The sequence below is a fragment of the Neorhodopirellula pilleata genome (genome assembly GCF_007859915.1).
Taxonomy (GTDB): Bacteria; Planctomycetota; Planctomycetia; order Pirellulales; family Pirellulaceae; genus Rhodopirellula; species Rhodopirellula pilleata.
This window is the reverse complement of sequence record NZ_SJPM01000002.1, coordinates 274,177-289,948: the sequence shown is the minus strand read 5'-3', so window position 1 is coordinate 289,948 and position 15,772 is coordinate 274,177. Positions and strand designations below refer to the sequence as shown.

14 protein-coding genes and 1 pseudogene are annotated in these 15,772 nt (G+C 57.2%); 8 read left to right on the top strand and 7 right to left on the bottom strand.

All coding sequences use genetic code 11. The features are described 5' to 3' along the window. The first annotated feature begins 117 nt into the window (after positions 1-117). The 3 genes and pseudogenes from Pla100_RS06260 to Pla100_RS32390 form a co-directional block, all read left to right on the top strand. Complete coding sequence (locus Pla100_RS06260; RefSeq protein ID WP_146576836.1) at positions 118-825, top strand: glycosyl hydrolase; 708 nt, start codon at positions 118-120, stop codon at positions 823-825. 31 nt (positions 826-856) lie between these two features. Then, on the top strand, positions 857-1,846 hold the full coding sequence (locus tag Pla100_RS06255; protein ID WP_146576835.1) for a transposase: 990 nt from the start codon (positions 857-859) through the stop codon (positions 1,844-1,846). Between the two features lie 52 nt (positions 1,847-1,898). Beyond that, positions 1,899-2,027 (top strand): annotated as a pseudogene (locus Pla100_RS32390) (hypothetical protein); the annotation flags it as partial. Positions 2,028-2,260: 233 nt separating this feature from the next. Here Pla100_RS32390 and Pla100_RS06245 read toward each other — a convergent pair. The 3 genes from Pla100_RS06245 to Pla100_RS06235 form a co-directional block, all read right to left on the bottom strand. Next, positions 2,261-2,479 (bottom strand): hypothetical protein, encoded by a 219-nt coding sequence (locus tag Pla100_RS06245; RefSeq protein WP_197167736.1) that lies wholly within the window; start codon positions 2,477-2,479, stop codon positions 2,261-2,263. A gap of 310 nt (positions 2,480-2,789) precedes the next feature. Beyond that, on the bottom strand, positions 2,790-3,326 hold the full coding sequence (locus Pla100_RS06240; RefSeq protein WP_146576834.1) for a hypothetical protein: 537 nt from the start codon (positions 3,324-3,326) through the stop codon (positions 2,790-2,792). Between the two features lie 4 nt (positions 3,327-3,330). Further along, complete coding sequence (locus Pla100_RS06235) at positions 3,331-5,058, bottom strand: hypothetical protein (protein WP_146576833.1); 1,728 nt, start codon at positions 5,056-5,058, stop codon at positions 3,331-3,333. Positions 5,059-5,435: 377 nt separating this feature from the next. On the opposite strand from Pla100_RS06235, the gene Pla100_RS06230 reads away from it, so the two are divergent. The 3 genes from Pla100_RS06230 to Pla100_RS06220 are packed head-to-tail and all read left to right on the top strand — an operon-like array spanning position 5,436 to position 7,367. Next, positions 5,436-5,936: a thiol-disulfide oxidoreductase DCC family protein gene (locus Pla100_RS06230; RefSeq protein WP_146576832.1), complete on the top strand. Its 501-nt coding sequence runs from the start codon at positions 5,436-5,438 to the stop codon at positions 5,934-5,936. 43 nt (positions 5,937-5,979) lie between these two features. Then, positions 5,980-6,540 carry a DinB family protein gene (locus Pla100_RS06225; RefSeq protein WP_146576831.1) on the top strand — a complete coding sequence of 187 codons (561 nt, stop codon included), beginning with the start codon at positions 5,980-5,982 and terminating at the stop codon, positions 6,538-6,540. Next, a complete protein-coding gene (locus Pla100_RS06220; RefSeq protein ID WP_146576830.1) occupies positions 6,537-7,367 on the top strand; it encodes a class I SAM-dependent methyltransferase in 831 nt (276 codons plus the stop codon). The genes Pla100_RS06225 and Pla100_RS06220 overlap by 4 nt, the downstream gene beginning before the upstream one ends. A 218-nt stretch (positions 7,368-7,585) precedes the next feature. Here Pla100_RS06220 and Pla100_RS06215 read toward each other — a convergent pair whose 3' ends face one another. Then, complete coding sequence (locus Pla100_RS06215; protein WP_146576829.1) at positions 7,586-8,131, bottom strand: hypothetical protein; 546 nt, start codon at positions 8,129-8,131, stop codon at positions 7,586-7,588. A gap of 900 nt (positions 8,132-9,031) precedes the next feature. Here Pla100_RS06215 and Pla100_RS06210 point away from each other — a divergent pair. Both Pla100_RS06210 and Pla100_RS06205 read left to right on the top strand, forming a co-directional pair. Beyond that, complete coding sequence (locus tag Pla100_RS06210) at positions 9,032-10,588, top strand: sigma-70 family RNA polymerase sigma factor (RefSeq protein WP_146576828.1); 1,557 nt, start codon at positions 9,032-9,034, stop codon at positions 10,586-10,588. A gap of 83 nt (positions 10,589-10,671) precedes the next feature. Then, a complete protein-coding gene (locus tag Pla100_RS06205; protein WP_146576827.1) occupies positions 10,672-12,177 on the top strand; it encodes a tetratricopeptide repeat protein in 1,506 nt (501 codons plus the stop codon). A gap of 315 nt (positions 12,178-12,492) precedes the next feature. Here the strand turns inward: Pla100_RS06205 and Pla100_RS06200 are convergent, their stop codons facing one another. From Pla100_RS06200 to Pla100_RS06190, 3 genes are all read right to left on the bottom strand, one after another. Continuing rightward, positions 12,493-13,371: an RAD55 family ATPase gene (locus Pla100_RS06200; protein WP_146576826.1), complete on the bottom strand. Its 879-nt coding sequence runs from the start codon at positions 13,369-13,371 to the stop codon at positions 12,493-12,495. Between the two features lie 144 nt (positions 13,372-13,515). After that, positions 13,516-13,863, bottom strand: coding sequence for a P-II family nitrogen regulator (locus Pla100_RS06195; protein ID WP_146576825.1), 348 nt, complete (start codon positions 13,861-13,863; stop codon positions 13,516-13,518). Between the two features lie 403 nt (positions 13,864-14,266). Further along, positions 14,267-15,727 (bottom strand): ammonium transporter, encoded by a 1,461-nt coding sequence (locus tag Pla100_RS06190; RefSeq protein ID WP_146577304.1) that lies wholly within the window; start codon positions 15,725-15,727, stop codon positions 14,267-14,269. Between the last annotated feature and the right edge of the window lie 45 nt (positions 15,728-15,772).

The following is a 15,772-nucleotide window of genomic DNA, read 5'->3' as shown; positions in this document are numbered from 1 at the left end:
CTGCCTACCACAAGCTGGAAGCTTATGCCACTTTTTGCAAGCTGGAAGCTTACGTAACTTTGAGACAAGAAAAGAACAACTCGAACATCGCCTTGCGAACAAGCTGACTTCAACAACATGCACAACCTACGAAACCTTCTCGCCATCATCCTGCTCGCTGCCGCCGCGCCCGGCCTCTCAGCCCAGGACGACCTCAAGCAGAACTTTCAATCACCGCCCAATTCCGCCAAGCCGCACACTTGGTGGCACTGGATGAATGGCTACGTGTCGGCCGAAGGCATTACCGCCGACTTGGAAGCGATGCAGCGCAGCGGCATCGGTGGCTTTCAAGCGTTTCAAATCGAACGCAACATGTCGCCGGGCCCCGTCAAATACTTGGGCCCGCAGTGGCGTCGGCTGATGAAACACACGCTCGAGGAAGCTGATCGGCTTGGCTTGGAAGTGTGCTATCACAACTGTGCCGGTTGGTCCAGCAGCGGCGGCCCTTGGATCACTCCCGAATATGCGATGCAGAATGTTGTCTGGACAGAACAGCAAGTGGCCGGGCCGACCAAGCTTGATGTCAAACTGCAACGTCCTAAGGATCTGCGAGATGACTATTTCCAAGACATCGCCGTCTTGGCATTTCCAACCCCGAAATCAGAACTCGGTGACAAAACCGGTTTCCGTGTGGACAACTGGAAAGCGAAAGCCGGTTATGAGCGTGACAACCAAATCACGCCGGACACTCGCGACGTAAGCTCCGACGATTCGATTGAACTCGGGAAAGGCTCGCGCCGGGGTCAGGCTTGGTTTTCGGTTTTGACTAGCGTAGAATCTGAATGACTCACTTCGGATTCCTCTTGGAGCTTGTTCCATGGCTCGCCAGCTTCGCGTTCAATTCCCCGGTGCGATTTACCATTTGGTCACCAGAGGTGATGGACGCAAACCGATCTTTCACGACCAAGGCCACTACGAACGCTTGACCAGCGGGCTGAAGGATGAAGTCACGCGGAGCGGCTGGAAGGTATTCGCGTTTTGTTGGATGCCCAATCATATCCACGTCCTGTTACAAACCCCGGAGCCGAATCTGAGCCGGGGAATGCAACACTGGCTCTCGGGATACGCCAACTGGTACGCCAAGCGGAACCGCCGGGTGGGTCATCTCTTTCAAGGTCGATACAAGGCATTCTTGGTCGAAGATGCCGGTTATTTCTGGAGTCTCAGTCGCTACATTCACCTCAATCCCTGCTCAGGAACTCGCCCGCTGGCTGCCATGCCCGATCAGTGGAAGCACAGCAGTTATCCCGGCTACGCACGCAAAGCCGCGCGAGTCGATTGGATCCATTACGATGAGCTTCACGCCTACTGGGCTGCCGCCAACGGCGGTAAGGATGCCAGCATCGCGTACCGCAGGTACGTGAAAGCCGGGCTGGAGATCCCCGAAAATCCCCTTGCCGGTGCTCTGCGAGGCTGGGTGTTAGGGAGCGAAGCGTTCTTGAAGCGGATGGTTGTTTTGGCGGAGACAGAAGATGAACGGCGTCGCCAACGCACCAGTCGACGCATGAAAGCGACGACGCCCGATGAGATCATTTTGGCGACCGCTGCCTACCATGACGTGGACCCCGAAGAATACGTAGGGTTTCGCAGTCAGGCACCTGGGAGGGAGAAAGCGGCTCTCTTGTGTCATCGTTGGACGGGCGAGCCGCTGTCGCGTCTTTCGGCACGCTTCGGGTTGTCGCATCCGGACAGCTCGTCCAACTTGATCCGCCGAGCGACGCAGCGGATGGCCGAATCGAAGAGATACAGGGATTCGATCAACGACATCGAATGCATCCTGGGCCTGAAAACCGAAAACCCAATCTGACCCCGGCGACGCCACTCAGCCCGGCGACGCCACTCAGAACTACTTCTATCACGTTGTTCCGCTCTACACCGAAGAACGCGACTTCGAATTAGCTAATGGAATGCAGCCGTTGCTCGAGGCGATGGCTGCCAAGGGTCTTGATTCACTGGTCATCCGCCCCAACCGAGAGCATTTCGTGTGATACGGTCGACTTGGGTCATTCGCATTCGATTCCGTTATCCGCATCGCCACTCGTCGTTGTGTCGGGAAAACCGGGGCTAACGCCCGTCGGCTGATTGAAACAGCTGGTTTGCGGATCGTTTCTTGGAACGCAGATCAAACTCGTGGACGCTGGGCGATTAGTTCACAATCGCTGAATACAGCACTGTCAATCGATTCATTTAACGAAACCGCACGTCTTGATTCGGCTATTGTCTATCCGTCCGTTGGTGTCTTTGGATCAAGTTGAAGAAAGTGCCTCAAAGCGTCATTTACCGCCACGGATGTTGGAAAACGTTTTGCGAGATCGGGATCCAGGAGCACCACATTCGTTCCTTGTTCGTAGCGTCTGGCATATTTCCCCTGAACCGGCTTGGCGCCAGGACCGAATTCGTGGTGATCAAGCATTTCAGATGGTTCAGGATCGAGCATCATGGTAAGCCTGGATCTCGAGTTTGTTAGCAGTTCGCGAACCGATGATCCGTGTCACGGCGTCGCGGTCAGTGTGCGAAACGACGAAGGGCCGAAGGTTCCGCCGTTTACTAGCGACATGAGCAAACGGTCGGACCGTTGGTCCTTCATGATAACGTGCTATCCATCACCCAGTCCTTCGGACTGGGCTAGGCAAACGGATGGGCCGTTGGCCCGAAAGCCGCACGGACCTCGACCTGCATCGCCAGGCGAGCTGGTACACAAATCGCGCGACCGAGATTCGCCACACTACCAAAATTTTGACGATGAAGTTTTATTTCGCAATCGCTGAATACAGCACCTTCACTCGAATGGCGTTTGGGTCGCCGTTGTTCTTCGAGGTCGGCACGTAGGCTCCATGGTCGATGATGCGGCCGGAGGGTTGTTGCGATTGGCCGTCTTTTTCGACGACGCAGAAATCGTCGCTCCAGGCGGCTCCCAGTTCCGCCGGTTCGTCGATTTTGCCGTTGCCGTTGTCGTCCCAGGTTGCCCAGCCGGGTTGTTGGTCGTTACCGGGCGTGATCCAAATCGCCGCGCCGGGATCCCAAATCATCTGCCCGGTTTGCTGAAGCTGAAAGGGTTCGTCGAAACCCAGTGGCAGCTCGGCGAAGGAAATCCGGAAAGCGTTCGCGGCAGGTTCTTGGGTCGCTAAGTTCAACGCGCCCAGTTCTCGGGTCGCCAAATCTCGGGCCGTATCGGCTTGAGCGGTCGAGTCGGGGACGCCGGCAAACAACCAGGCCGCCCGCCATGTGACCAACGCGAGCAGGATGATGGCGACGGCGACGGAAAGGTTCGAAGGTCGCGAGCGCACTGGGTTAGGATCCTTCGCGGAGTCGATCGAAGTATTGGCGTGTTTGTTCGCGTTCTTCGCGGGGCAAGACTTGGTCTTCGAGCGGATCGCTGTCTTCACTGATTGCCGCTTCGATCACGCTTTGAATTTCTTCGCGGGTGACGCCTTTGCGGTTGGGCCCGTCGGCGAATCCGGCGATGATCGCTTTGCCCCGTTTGACGTCACCACGAACCTGCGTGTCGTAGGCGTTGGTGTCGGTCTCCTCTTCGGGGCGATCGCCTTTGCCGGCTCCCTTGCCCATTCCGTTGCCCGGTTTGTCGCCTTCGCCTTGGCCGTTGCCCATGCAGTTTTGGCAGCCGTCGCCGTTGCAGCTTTTGCAGCCCATTTGGTTCTTGGATTGCGAGAGGTCATCGAGGGCGGATTGCAAGTCTTCCAGTTCGCTCATCGCGGCCTGCATGTCGCCCAGCTCGTCGGACATTTCCGATAACGCGTCGGCGGCGGCTTGCGAGTCGCCTTGTTGCATCGCGTCGGCGGCCGACTGCATCGCTTGCGACATCTGCTGCATTTGTTTCATCTGCGCGTCGGCGGCTTCGGCTTGATTGAGTTTTTGTTGCATCTTCGCGGCGTCTTCGCTGCGACCTTCCTTTTTGGCTTGTTCGATCTTTTCACGCAGTTCCTGTTTGGCCTGCTCGTGTTGTTCGGTGGCTTTCTTGAGTTGGTCGCCGAGTTTTTCGATTTGCTCGGCGAGCTTCTTTTTCTCTTGGTCGCTCAGTTCGCCTTTCTTGATCTTGTCGGCGAGTCTCTTCATTTCCTCGGCGGCTTTGCCGAAGTCTCCTTTTTGAATTTGGTCGGCGATCTTTTCGGCCGGGCCACCTTCAATCCCTTTCATTTGGGAGAGCATTTGCTTGAGTTGCTCGGGCGATCCGATCCGGTCTTTGCGTTCTTGGATTTGATCTTTGAGTTCGTTGAGTTGAATCAGGGCGTCCTTGCGACTGAGCGATTGGCTCTTGGTGATTTGGTCGAGCTGGCGTTCCATTTTCTGGAACAGTTCGGAGGCTTCCTTGAGTCCTTTCTCGTCGGCGGCTTTGCGTTGTTGTTCCAAACGTTTCTTCAAATCGGCTGCGGCGGTTTTGACTTGGCGGACTTCGGAAGCGTCGACGTTCGCGGCGGCCGGTTGGTCGACGAGCGATGCCGGTTCGACGACCAAGATCATGGCGGCCAGGATCGGGACGAGCGACAAGGGCATCCAAGCGTTCTTGGTCGCCCGCAGGGGGAACTGATCGGCGATGTGCAGTTTCGCGGCGCGGCTCGACGCGTCGGCGGTGAGGGCATCGGCGAACGGCGAGGGGCTCAGCGGAGATTTGGCTGAACGAGAGTCCGCAGCGGAGGAGTCCGCTTGGGTGACCGCCAACGTGCTGCTGAGTCGTTCCCGCAATCCGAACCGCCGGTCGACTTCGGCGGCGACGTCCAGACGGCTCGGGGCGTGGTACCAAGTGTCGAGTACGGAAAAGAGCAAGGCGATCGCGAGCGTACCGATCAACCAAAACGCGATCCAGTTTTGCGGCGTAACCCCGCCGGATTCCATTTGCATGAATCCGGTGAGTCGCTCCAGCGGCACGACGGCCATGGCGGCGATCGCGACGGTGCTGACGAGCATCGCGACGAAGGCGGTGATCGCGAATGTACGTCCGAAACGGCCCAAGATCAGCCGGCGTCGGGCCGAATCGACTTTGGCGAGGATTTCCGATGTCATGACAAAGCCTTGGGGGGGTCGTGAAGTCGTTGTCGGCGGCTTATTGTCGCCGGTTGATTATAGTGTAGCAGCCAGGGCTTGTTCGCAAACAAACTTGTTGCATCAGTTCTCGTCGCGGATAACGTTATCCTAGCGACCTTGATACAAGCCCGACGCGCAAGCGAGCGGATTCGGTCCATTTGCACGTGGATCCGCTCGCTTACCAACGTGTTGATTTAGTTCGCATCGCAACCCGAAGCGTGCTAGGGATACATGCAGAGGATTAAATGGCGTTGAATCCCTCGCTCACGCTTCGGGTTACGATTAGATCAACACGCCGTTGCGCGTCGGGCTTGTAAGTTCGCGGCGTTGCCGCTCTACGATTTACCAACCTCTCATTGGAGTTCCTTTTGCCGGACGGCGAACCCACTTATCGCGAAACAACCGAGCACGGGTTGCCGGATCCAGATGCTCACTCGGGCTCGGGGGTGGACCGGGATGTCGTGATATACGACGGGGATTGTGCGTTTTGCACCGCTCAGGTCCAGCGACTCCATGGGCTCGATTGGGGGCGGGGGAGGTTGGCGTTTTTGTCACTGCATGATCCCCGGGTGGCCGAGCGGTACGGGGATTTGACGCGTGAGCAGTTGATGAACCAAATGTTCGTTATTGATACCGATGGCAATCGTCACGGTGGTGCCGACGCGGTGCGCTACCTTAGTCGCCGGTTGCCGGCGATTTGGTGGGCTGCGCCAGTTTTGCACCTGCCTGGGTCGGCGAAGTTGTGGCGATGGATGTATCACCAAGTGGCCAAGCGGCGGTATTGGATCTCGACGAAATTCTTTGGCGGAAAGCCGAAATGCGAGACCGATTCGTGCTCGATCCATTTCGACAAGTGACGTGGACGTGACACGATCGACGCACGCCATTAAAACTTGCGTCATGAATGTCATTCCCACCGCCGAGTCGCCGTCCCCGATCATGCCCACGGTCGACGAAGCGGCCACGATGTTACAGGCTGCCATCGGTCAGATCGAATGGGCCCGGGCGTACACGTTAGAACTGCTCGCCGCGACGCCCCGCGAGTTGTGGTGTCAATCGCCGGCGGGTCTTCCCACCCACGTCGCGTGGCAGGTCGGTCACCTCGCCGTCAGCCAGTACGGGTTGTTGATGTTTCGCATGCGCGGCCGGCGGCCCGAAGACCTCGAGTTGATCCCCGGCAAACTTCGCAAAACCTATGGTCGCGGCGGGACTCCGCCGGCGGGCGGCGACGGGGCGTTTTCGCCCGACGAGTTGTTCGACAAGCTCGCCGAGGTCCATCGACTCGCGATGGATGAGATCACGATGATCGAACCGCAGATGCTGCTCGAACCGGTCGACATGCCGTACGCAGTTTATCCGTGCAAGCTCGGCGCGGTGCTGTTTTGCCCGATGCACGAGAGTCTCCACGCCGGACAGATCGGGGTGTTGCGTCGTGGCCTGGGATTGGAACCGATCCGATGAGAACGATCGACGAATCGATCTACGATCACCCCAAGTATTACGACTTGGTCTTCGGCGCGGACGTGGCGGCGGAAACCAAGTTCATTTTGACATGCGAGGAAGCGTTCGTGACCAAGTCGCAGGACCAAGCGAAGCAGTGGTTCTTTGAACCCGCCTGCGGGACAGGTCGATTGATGTACGCGTTGTTGCGAAAGGGATACCCGGTTTGCGGATTGGACTTGAATCCCAAGGCGGTCGCGTTTTGCAACGAGCGATTGGTCAGACACGGTTATTCGGGGTCGGCGATCGTGGCAGACATGTGCGACTTCGGCGTCAAGGATTTCAAAGGCGTCCTGCCGCCATCGCGTCGCAAGGACGGACCGGTCAAGGTCGCCTTCAACACGATCAACAGTTTCCGTCACGTCGGCAGCGAAGCGGAAGCACGTCGTCACCTCGAATGCATGGCCGAGATCGTGCGGCCGGGCGGCATCTATTTGTTAGGCGTTCATTTAACACCGACGAGTGTGCCGCCCAGTGAAACGGAATCTTGGTCGGCCCGCCGCGGTCACTTGGCGATCAATACGCACATGTGGACGGTCTCGCGAGACAAAAAGAAACGCTTGGAATGTTTCGGCATTCGGTTCGATGTTCACACGCCGCGGGATAGTTTTCGCATCAACGACGAGTTGCGACTGCGGAGTTACACGCCGGCCCAAATGAAGGCGCTGATCGGCGCGAGCGGAAAGTGGGAGAGCGTCGCGACATACGACTTCGCTTACGACATGAACGACCCGATCGAAGTCGACTCGTCGACCGAAGACGTCGTGTATGTCTTGCGTCGCAAGTGAGAGTCGAGTCCGAAGATTCGATCTGACCAAGTGTCCGCGTTCGAGAGACAGAAAAAACGCGACAACTTCATAAAAAATTGAGGTTCCCTTCAGGGAGCCACGGTTCAGTCTGCCGCCGGGCTGGCGATTTAATCGTAACCCGAAGCGTGAGCGAGGGATCCAACGCCATTAAATCCTCTTTATATATCCCTCGCTGACGCTTCGGGTAACGAGGCAAACTAAGTCAACACGCCGCTGGCTGACGTCCGGCGGCCGACGAAGACGCTCAGTACCGCCGCGAGCAACCCGGCGGCGGCGAACGCCATGGCTTTGTTGCCCCAGGCTTGTTTCCGCAGCTCGATCATTCGATAGGGGTATGGATGAGGCACATCGACTCCAAATTCGGTGATGTCTTGGTATTCGCGGATCAGTCGGGCGGCGCTGAGTTGTTGGTAGGTTTCTTTCAGGCCTTCCAGATGGGTTTGCGAAGTGGCGGGTACTTCGATCGTCGCCCAATTAATGCCGCAGAACGCGGCCCCGAGAAAACACAGCAAACTGACCGCCCCGAGGGCCGCGAAAGCCATCGAGCGACCGCCCGATAAACCTCGTGGGGCGACGTCCGCCGACGCCGCACCGGCATCTTGGACTTGGGGGAGCGTTTTGAGTTCGCCAAGTTTCGGTACCGCGATGGATCGGTCGCACTGTGGGCAGGGCACTTCGCCACCGGCCTTGGCCGGGGTGACGGGAACCTTGGACTGGCACTCGGGACAGGTCAATTCGAACATCAAAACCACTTACTGAAAAACGAAACAAAAAACCGAATCCACTCGTAATTCAGGGCATGCACGGGTGGACCCGTCTTTCCCGGTGACTAAGATTACGAAGTGCCGAAGTTAACCCGACAGGTTAGCACACAAACCGTCGCTCCCATCAGGTGCATTCACACCCGAGCGGACATCTTGATCGATGATTCGCGACAAACCAACAACGAACTGTCGTTCGTCTTCGCAGCCCGATGGATTTGGGTTCGCGCCCACCACCCGGTTTGTGGTCACTCGGTCATGCCAAGATGGCTTGCGCAGCGCAGGCGATGGGCCCGCCCATCGGTCGGTGTTTGCGTTTTTGCTAGTTCGTCTGAAAAGGGCCGATGCCTCGGATGACGTTCGTTTTTGAAGGATTGATGCCGTGTCCGGATGAGGCCCGAGTCTTCTTTGGCCACACCTGAGCGGATCAACTCACCGAGACGAAAATGACTAGCTAGTCGGAAAATTTTTCCAAATTCACTGGGAATCTCATTTGGCACTTTACGGGTGGTAAGTTGACTGTACATGAAGAATCGACGATCCATTTACGGACTTTTTCTCGGTGGCGGAGTCGAGACCGCTCGAACTGCCCCGAATTAGGACTCGTTTTGCATTTCACAGCAACTAGACTCGGAAGGCTTCATCCGCTTTTCACAAAGCCGACCCCTGATTTTCGAAAAACCGACCACTGATCATTGACCCGCTAGGTTTCGTAGTGCACGAGCCTTCGCATCACCAAGACCTTCGCATCGCACGAACGAGGGATCTCGATGCGAGACTTCAGATCAAACCATCTTTCCGGCGAGTTCACTCGCTCGAAAGCCCGCCGCGACGGACGCCGGCAACCAACCAGACACCAGACCCTTTGAAGGAGTTAATATTTTGTTCGATCCGATGATGGATGATTTTGACGACGTTTCCGCCCAAAGTGCGGACGTGGTCACCGGTAACTTCCGGAAGTTGCCAGTCGATGATGGCGAAGACGATAACGGCGGCGTTCCCGACGTGGTCGATGGTCAGGTGCAACTGGAAAGTCCCGATGAATTGATCGCGATCGACGAATCCGATACCTGGTCGGACGACCCCGTGCGGATGTACCTGACGCAAATGGGCGAAATCCCGTTGCTGACCCGTCGTGAAGAAATCGAATTGGCCAAGCGGATCGAAGAAACACGTCGCCGCTTTCGCACCAAGTTGCTCGAAAACCACTACGTCCTCGTCGAAGCCTACAAGACGCTCAAGAAGGTCTACCGCGGTCAGTTGCCGTTCGACCGGACCGTTCAAGTCAGCGTGACCGATCGACTCGAGAAAGAACAAATCGTCGGCCGTCTGCCGCACAACCTTCGTACGCTGCAAACCCTACTCAGCCGTAACCGTCACGACTGGAAGGTCGCGATGAGCAAGAGCACTCCGGCACGTCGCCGCGCCGAGGCGTGGCGTGCGCTGGGGCGCCGTCGCCGCCGTGCGGTGCGTTTGATCGAAGAACTCGGCTTGCGAACCCAACGGATCGAAACCCGCATCGCATTGCTCGAGAAGTTTTCACGTCGCTTGGACGAAATCGACGAACTGATCCACAACCAGAAACGCACCAAGCATGGTCGTGAAGTTCGCGAACAACTGCTGCACGAACGTCGCCAAATCTTGACCGCGTGCCAAGAAACCCCGACGTCGTTGCGGAACCGCGTCGACATGCTCGGCCGCGTTTACAGCGAATACCAACAGGCCAAGCGTGAGTTGTCCGAAGGCAACCTGCGATTGGTCGTTTCGATCGCCAAGAAATACCGCAACCGTGGACTGTCGTTCTTGGACTTGATCCAAGAGGGCAACGCGGGTTTGATGCGGGCGGTCGATAAGTTCGAGTACCGCCGTGGCTTCAAGTTCTGCACCTATGCAACATGGTGGATCCGTCAAGCGATCACCCGTGCCGTCGCCGATCAAAGTCGAACGATCCGGATTCCGGTTCACATGGTCGAAACGATGAGCCGCGTTCGCAACGTCGCCCGCGCCTTGCTGCAAGAACTCGGCCGGGAACCCTCGATCGAAGAAACCGCCCGACGCGCTGACGTGACAATCGAAGAAGCTCGCCGTGTCTTGACGATGAGCCGTTTCCCGATCTCGCTGGATCGGCCGGTCGGTAATAGCGAAGACAGTCAGTTCGGCGACTTGTTGCCCGACGGAACCGCCGAAAGCCCGCAAATCGGGGCGACCCAAGAGATGTTGCGCCAGCGGATTACCGGTGTGTTGAAGTCGTTGTCGTATCGCGAACGTGAGATCATCAAACTGCGTTACGGTCTCGGCGATGGTTACAGCTACACGCTCGAAGAAGTCGGCCACATATTCAAAGTGACGCGAGAGCGGATTCGCCAGATCGAAGCCAAAGCCGTCCGCAAGTTGCAGCAACCCAGCCGCAGTCAAGACTTGGTCGGATTCTTGGATTAAAATCACCTTCACGGGATCCAAAAGTCCAGTCCGATTGACCATAGCCCGACTTTCAAAGTCGGGCTATTTTTTATGGAGACAAGATGGCCAGCATCGGCGAAGTTCTCACTCACGCGTGGAAGATTCACCAGTCCGGGAACATCGATGCAGCCATGAAGTTGTATCGCGGCGTGCTCGAACAGATCCCGGATTCCGCCGAAGCGTGGGTTTATCTGGGGATCGGTCAATTCGACCAACGCGATTTTGTCGGCAGTGTTGCGTCGTATCGCCGAGCTCTGAAGATCCGTGATCGTTTCCCGATCGCTTGGAACAATCTCGGCAATTCGTTGCGGATGCTCGGCGAGATCGACGAAGCCGAAAGGTGTTTCGAGAAGGCGTTGTCGCAGCAACCGGATTATCTATCCGCACTGAAAAATCGTGGCACGTTGTGGGTTTGGAACGGTGACGTCGAGCGGGGTTTGAAGTGGTATCAGCGTGGCCTACAAATCGATCCGAACAATGCCGAGTTGCACCGCAACCTAGGTGTGATCTCCCTGTTGATGGGGGATTACGCCCGCGGTTTCGATGAATTTCGTTGGCGGTGGCGGATGCCCGGCGTCGCTCGACCCCCGGTCTCTGCCTGGTGGCAGTCGGCTGGCATTCACGTTCCCGTTTGGTCCGGCCAACCGCTCGAGAACCGAAAGATTATCATCTATCCCGAGCAAGGACTCGGCGACGCGATCCATTTCATCCGCGTCGCGTCGGCGCTGCACCAAAGTGGTGCGTCCGTGATCGTTGTCTGCCAAGCATCGATGTTGCCGCTGTTCGCCAGCGTTCCTGGGATCGACGAACTCGTTGCCGATGATCAATCAGGCGGCGTGGTGCATCCGTCATTAATGCAGGCGGACTATCAAGGTTCATTCATAGAAATTCTAGATGGCTTGTTTCAACGTGACGGGCAGATCTATTTCGGCGAAGAGTTATTCGAATCGCCGGGATCGGCGACGCCACACGGCAAGGGTTACTTGCGCGTCGATGACGCCGCGGTTGAACGTTGGTCAGCTTGGATGGACCGAACACTCGCCAGCTCGGAAACGGGTGGGGCGGAAGTGGGCGGATTGGTAGTGAGCGGATCGCCAACTCGTTTGCCCCGAATCGGGATCAATTGGCAAGGCAACCGCGAGCATCACGCCGACGTCTATCGCAGCGTTCGTTTGGAAGTGTTTCGCCCGTTAATCGAGTCCGACCGATTTCAATTGATCAACATGCAGTTTGGTCACGGGATTGAGCAACTGGAATCGGCGGACTATCGCGACAAGGTGTTACGTTTGCCGGCGACACTCGATCAATCGGTCGGACGGTTTGTCGATACGGCGGCGGTTCTGCGCGGTCTCGATGCTCTCGTGACGACCGACACGGCGATCGCCCATTTAGCCGGGGCTCTTGGCGTGCGAACGCATCTGTTGCTCGGGCGGGTTCCCGATTGGCGATGGTTGATGAACGGCACATCGACGCGATGGTATCCCAACACCCGCATCACCCGGCAATCGGAGTTCGGACAGTGGGACGAACCGGTATCCGAGATCATCGAGCAGGTGATCCGCTTTTAAACTCGTTCCCAAGCTCCCGCCCTCTTAATACTGCACATCTTTTTGACCCCCACGAGCTCGTCTCGTGGGTGAATAAGGTTTGCAAGCTAGACACCGACCCCCCCAACCTTCCGAGTTTAACTTGTGCTCGCCGCTTGAAGCGGCGAGCACAAGTTAAACTCGGAAAGTTGGGAAAACTGCTGCTTGTGTCTAGCTTGCCAACCTCGGCTTCCTGCCAGACGAGCTGGCAGGGGAGCAATACATAATGACTTGTGTAGGATAAAGAGAGCGGGAGCCTGGGAACCTGTCTATCGCGTTGCGGCTGATCCGTTGAACCTACGAGAGTTCGATGCCCTTATCATTGATGACGTAGGGAACGATCGATTCGTCGCAGGCGCTGCCTCGATGCTTAGCGACATGCAAGGCGCGGCCCATGCGGTTTCCGTCGCGAGTTTTGCCCATCAAGATGATGGTGTTGGCACCGGACATCACATCACCGCTTTCGATCGGGCGGGCGATCAAGTCGTCGAGCATCACTTCGTGACTCGTTGCGAGTAACAAACATCCCACCTCGGATCGGTCATACGCGTCAGCGGTGACTCGCTCCGCGTTGGCCCGGTAGCCGACGCGAAACAAATCGCGGGCTACCCAGTCGCTGTCTTTCATCAAAATTTGATGGTAGACGTATTCGAACATCTCATATTGGATCGATTCGGCCGCCCGCTCGACCGGTTCAACCCCGTCGACGACGAGCCGGCGGACGCCATGGATGAAATTGCCATACAAGAACGCAATCGTGTGATCCAGCTTTCTGGATTGCTCCACCTTCCACGCCCGCCATCCGTCCGAATCCAAATCGCCTGCGGTAACGCGGCGGCCGGAATGTTCAAACAGATGCAAGTAGTCCCGACGGGCACGTTCGGCATCCCAAACCGATTCGGCGTCGACCCGATCATGGGCGTCGTACGATGTCATCGACCAATCGCGAAGGCTCGCCGCGTACTCAAAATGGTTTTGCGAATCGCCCCGGGCGGTCATGTCGAACACGATGCCTCGCTGGCCTTCCTGCAAGCGTCCTTGGTCGGCGAAGGCGACTCCGAGTTGCGTCTTGCCGATACCGGTGGCACCCAACACGACGGTCAGTTTGCCGGGCAACAATCCACCGCCTAGCAGTTCATCGAGTCCGGAAATTCCGGATTGCAGTCGCTGATTCATCTCGATCAGTTGTTCAGTTGGGGGGATTCTCAAAGAAATTAGGGTAGCCGGAGTCAAAAGACTTCGGTATCCGTCAGGCAACCGTTTGAACTCTTGCGAGTCCAGCTACCACGAACACCCGAACATCTTGATCCTGCCGAGGCACTAGATCGCTTCGCCGCCGCGTTCGCCGGTGCGGATGCGGACGCAATCTTCCATGGGAAGCACGAAGATTTTCCCGTCGCCGACTTCCCCTTGGTCGCTGCTGCGGCCGCCTTCGAGGATGGCATCGATGGTGGGCTGGACGAATTCTTCGTTCACGCCGATTTGAAGCTGGACTTTGCGAAGCAGGTTGACGCCGTAGTCGCGGCCGCGAATGCCGCTGGTTTGTCCCCGTTGCCGTCCGAAACCTTGGCAATCGACGACCGTCAAACGGTGAACTTCCACGCGGGTGAGAGCCTCTTTGACGGCGTCAAGCCGTGAGGGCTGAATGATGGCAATGATCAATTTCATCTTACGTCAACAATCCAATTCGAGCCGCCTAACTACGAACCACTCAATGCCACACGATCAATCTCGGCCAACGGACCGCAGAGGGATATCCGACGGGTCCCGCTTCATCCGTCATCGCGGCAGTTTTGAGCAAGCCTGGAGAATAGCTGATCGGAGCGATCCGGCGAAGATGAGGCAGCCTGCCACGCCACGATCGCTATCTGATCTTAAAAAACCCCGACCCGCGACGAGTGAGGCGGACACTCGCCACGGGCCATTGGGGCCTTCTTCTGGCCCAGGCAAGAGCCGAGAAGATCGATAGTGTCAACAGAATGCTGACGATAGACGGGTCAACCGGCTGCAACGCCGCCGGACGTCCCGAAGGTCATCCGGCGGCGAAGCCGCGGTGGGTAGACTGTCCAACCTAAGCGATCGCTCCACCGGCGATGGCGTCTGATGGATAAGCGTGCATTCCGTGCTCGCTGATATCCAAACCGGCCTGTTCTTCTTCGGGCGAAACTCGCAGCATTCCCATCGCCTTGAGCACTCCGAACACGATTGACATCGTGATAAATGCCCATGCACAGATAATCAACGTGCTTAGACACTGGACCCCGATGTATCCACCACGGGTCATGCCCTCGGGAATTCCGGTGCCGAACAAGCCCGTCGCGATTCCGCCCCACACGCCGCACACGCCGTGCACGGGGAAGGCTCCGACCGGGTCGTCGATCTTAAGCTTATCCAACAGGGTCACGCTCAAGACAACAAGAGCACCACCGACGGCACCGATCAGGACTGCGGAAATTTGAGAAACTTGGTCGCAGTTCGCAGTGATCCCGACAAGACCACCAAGGACGCCGTTAAGAGCCATGGTCAAATCGGGTTTACCGTACATTCCCCAAGCACAGACCAAAGCAACGACTGCACCGGCTGCAGCGGCGATCGTTGTGGTCAGAGCGATATAAGTAGTTGCCTCGGCATTGGTCACACCATCATAGGTCAATTGGCTGCCCGGATTGAATCCGTACCACCCCACCCAGAGGATGAACACACCCAGTGCAGCGAAAGCCACGTTGTGTCCGGGAAGTGGAACACTCTTGCCGTCAGCAGTGTAACGACCCAAACGTGGGCCCAGGAAAATTGCCCCCGCCAAGCCGGCGAAACCGCCGACCGCGTGAACGACGACACTACCGGCGAAGTCGGCAAAGCCCATATCGGCCAAGAAACCTCCACCCCACTTCCAAGATCCACTGATCGGATAAATCAAACCGGTCAAAATGGCGCTGTAAACCAAGTAAGCACCGAACTTCATTCGACCAGCAACCGCACCTGATACGATCGTTGCAGCGGTGGCAGCAAACGCGACTTGGAACAAAAAGTCAGCCGAGTTGCTCCATCCGGCACTCGAAGGTGCTTCCGAGAATGCACCTGTGTCGTCAACTTGTGCGTCTCTCGTGACGAGAGAACTAAAGTTCCCGAGGTACTTATCGACAGTCCAGCTGTCGCCCGGATACATCAACGCGTAACCGACAAACAGGAAAAGCAGGACGCCAACGCTCAAGTCCATCACGTTCTTAGCGAGAATGTTGACCGTGTTCTTGGCACTGTTCAGGCCGACTTCGACCATCGCGAAACCTGCCTGCATGAAAATCACTAGCACCGCACAGATGAACATGATTAACGTGTTAATCGTGTAGGTGAATGAGGTCGCCGCATCGACATCCTCTGGGGATGCGAATACTACCGCTTCGGCCTCGGCTTCCTCAGCCGGGGCAGCCTCGACATCACCACTCGCGTCGGCAACCTCTGCGGTTTCCGTTGCGGCAGCCGGCTCTTCCTGAGCCGAAGCTACCGACGCGAGTGATGCGCCGATCCCCATCATCCCCACAAGGAGAACCATTACCAGCCAGGAGGGACGGATGCCCAA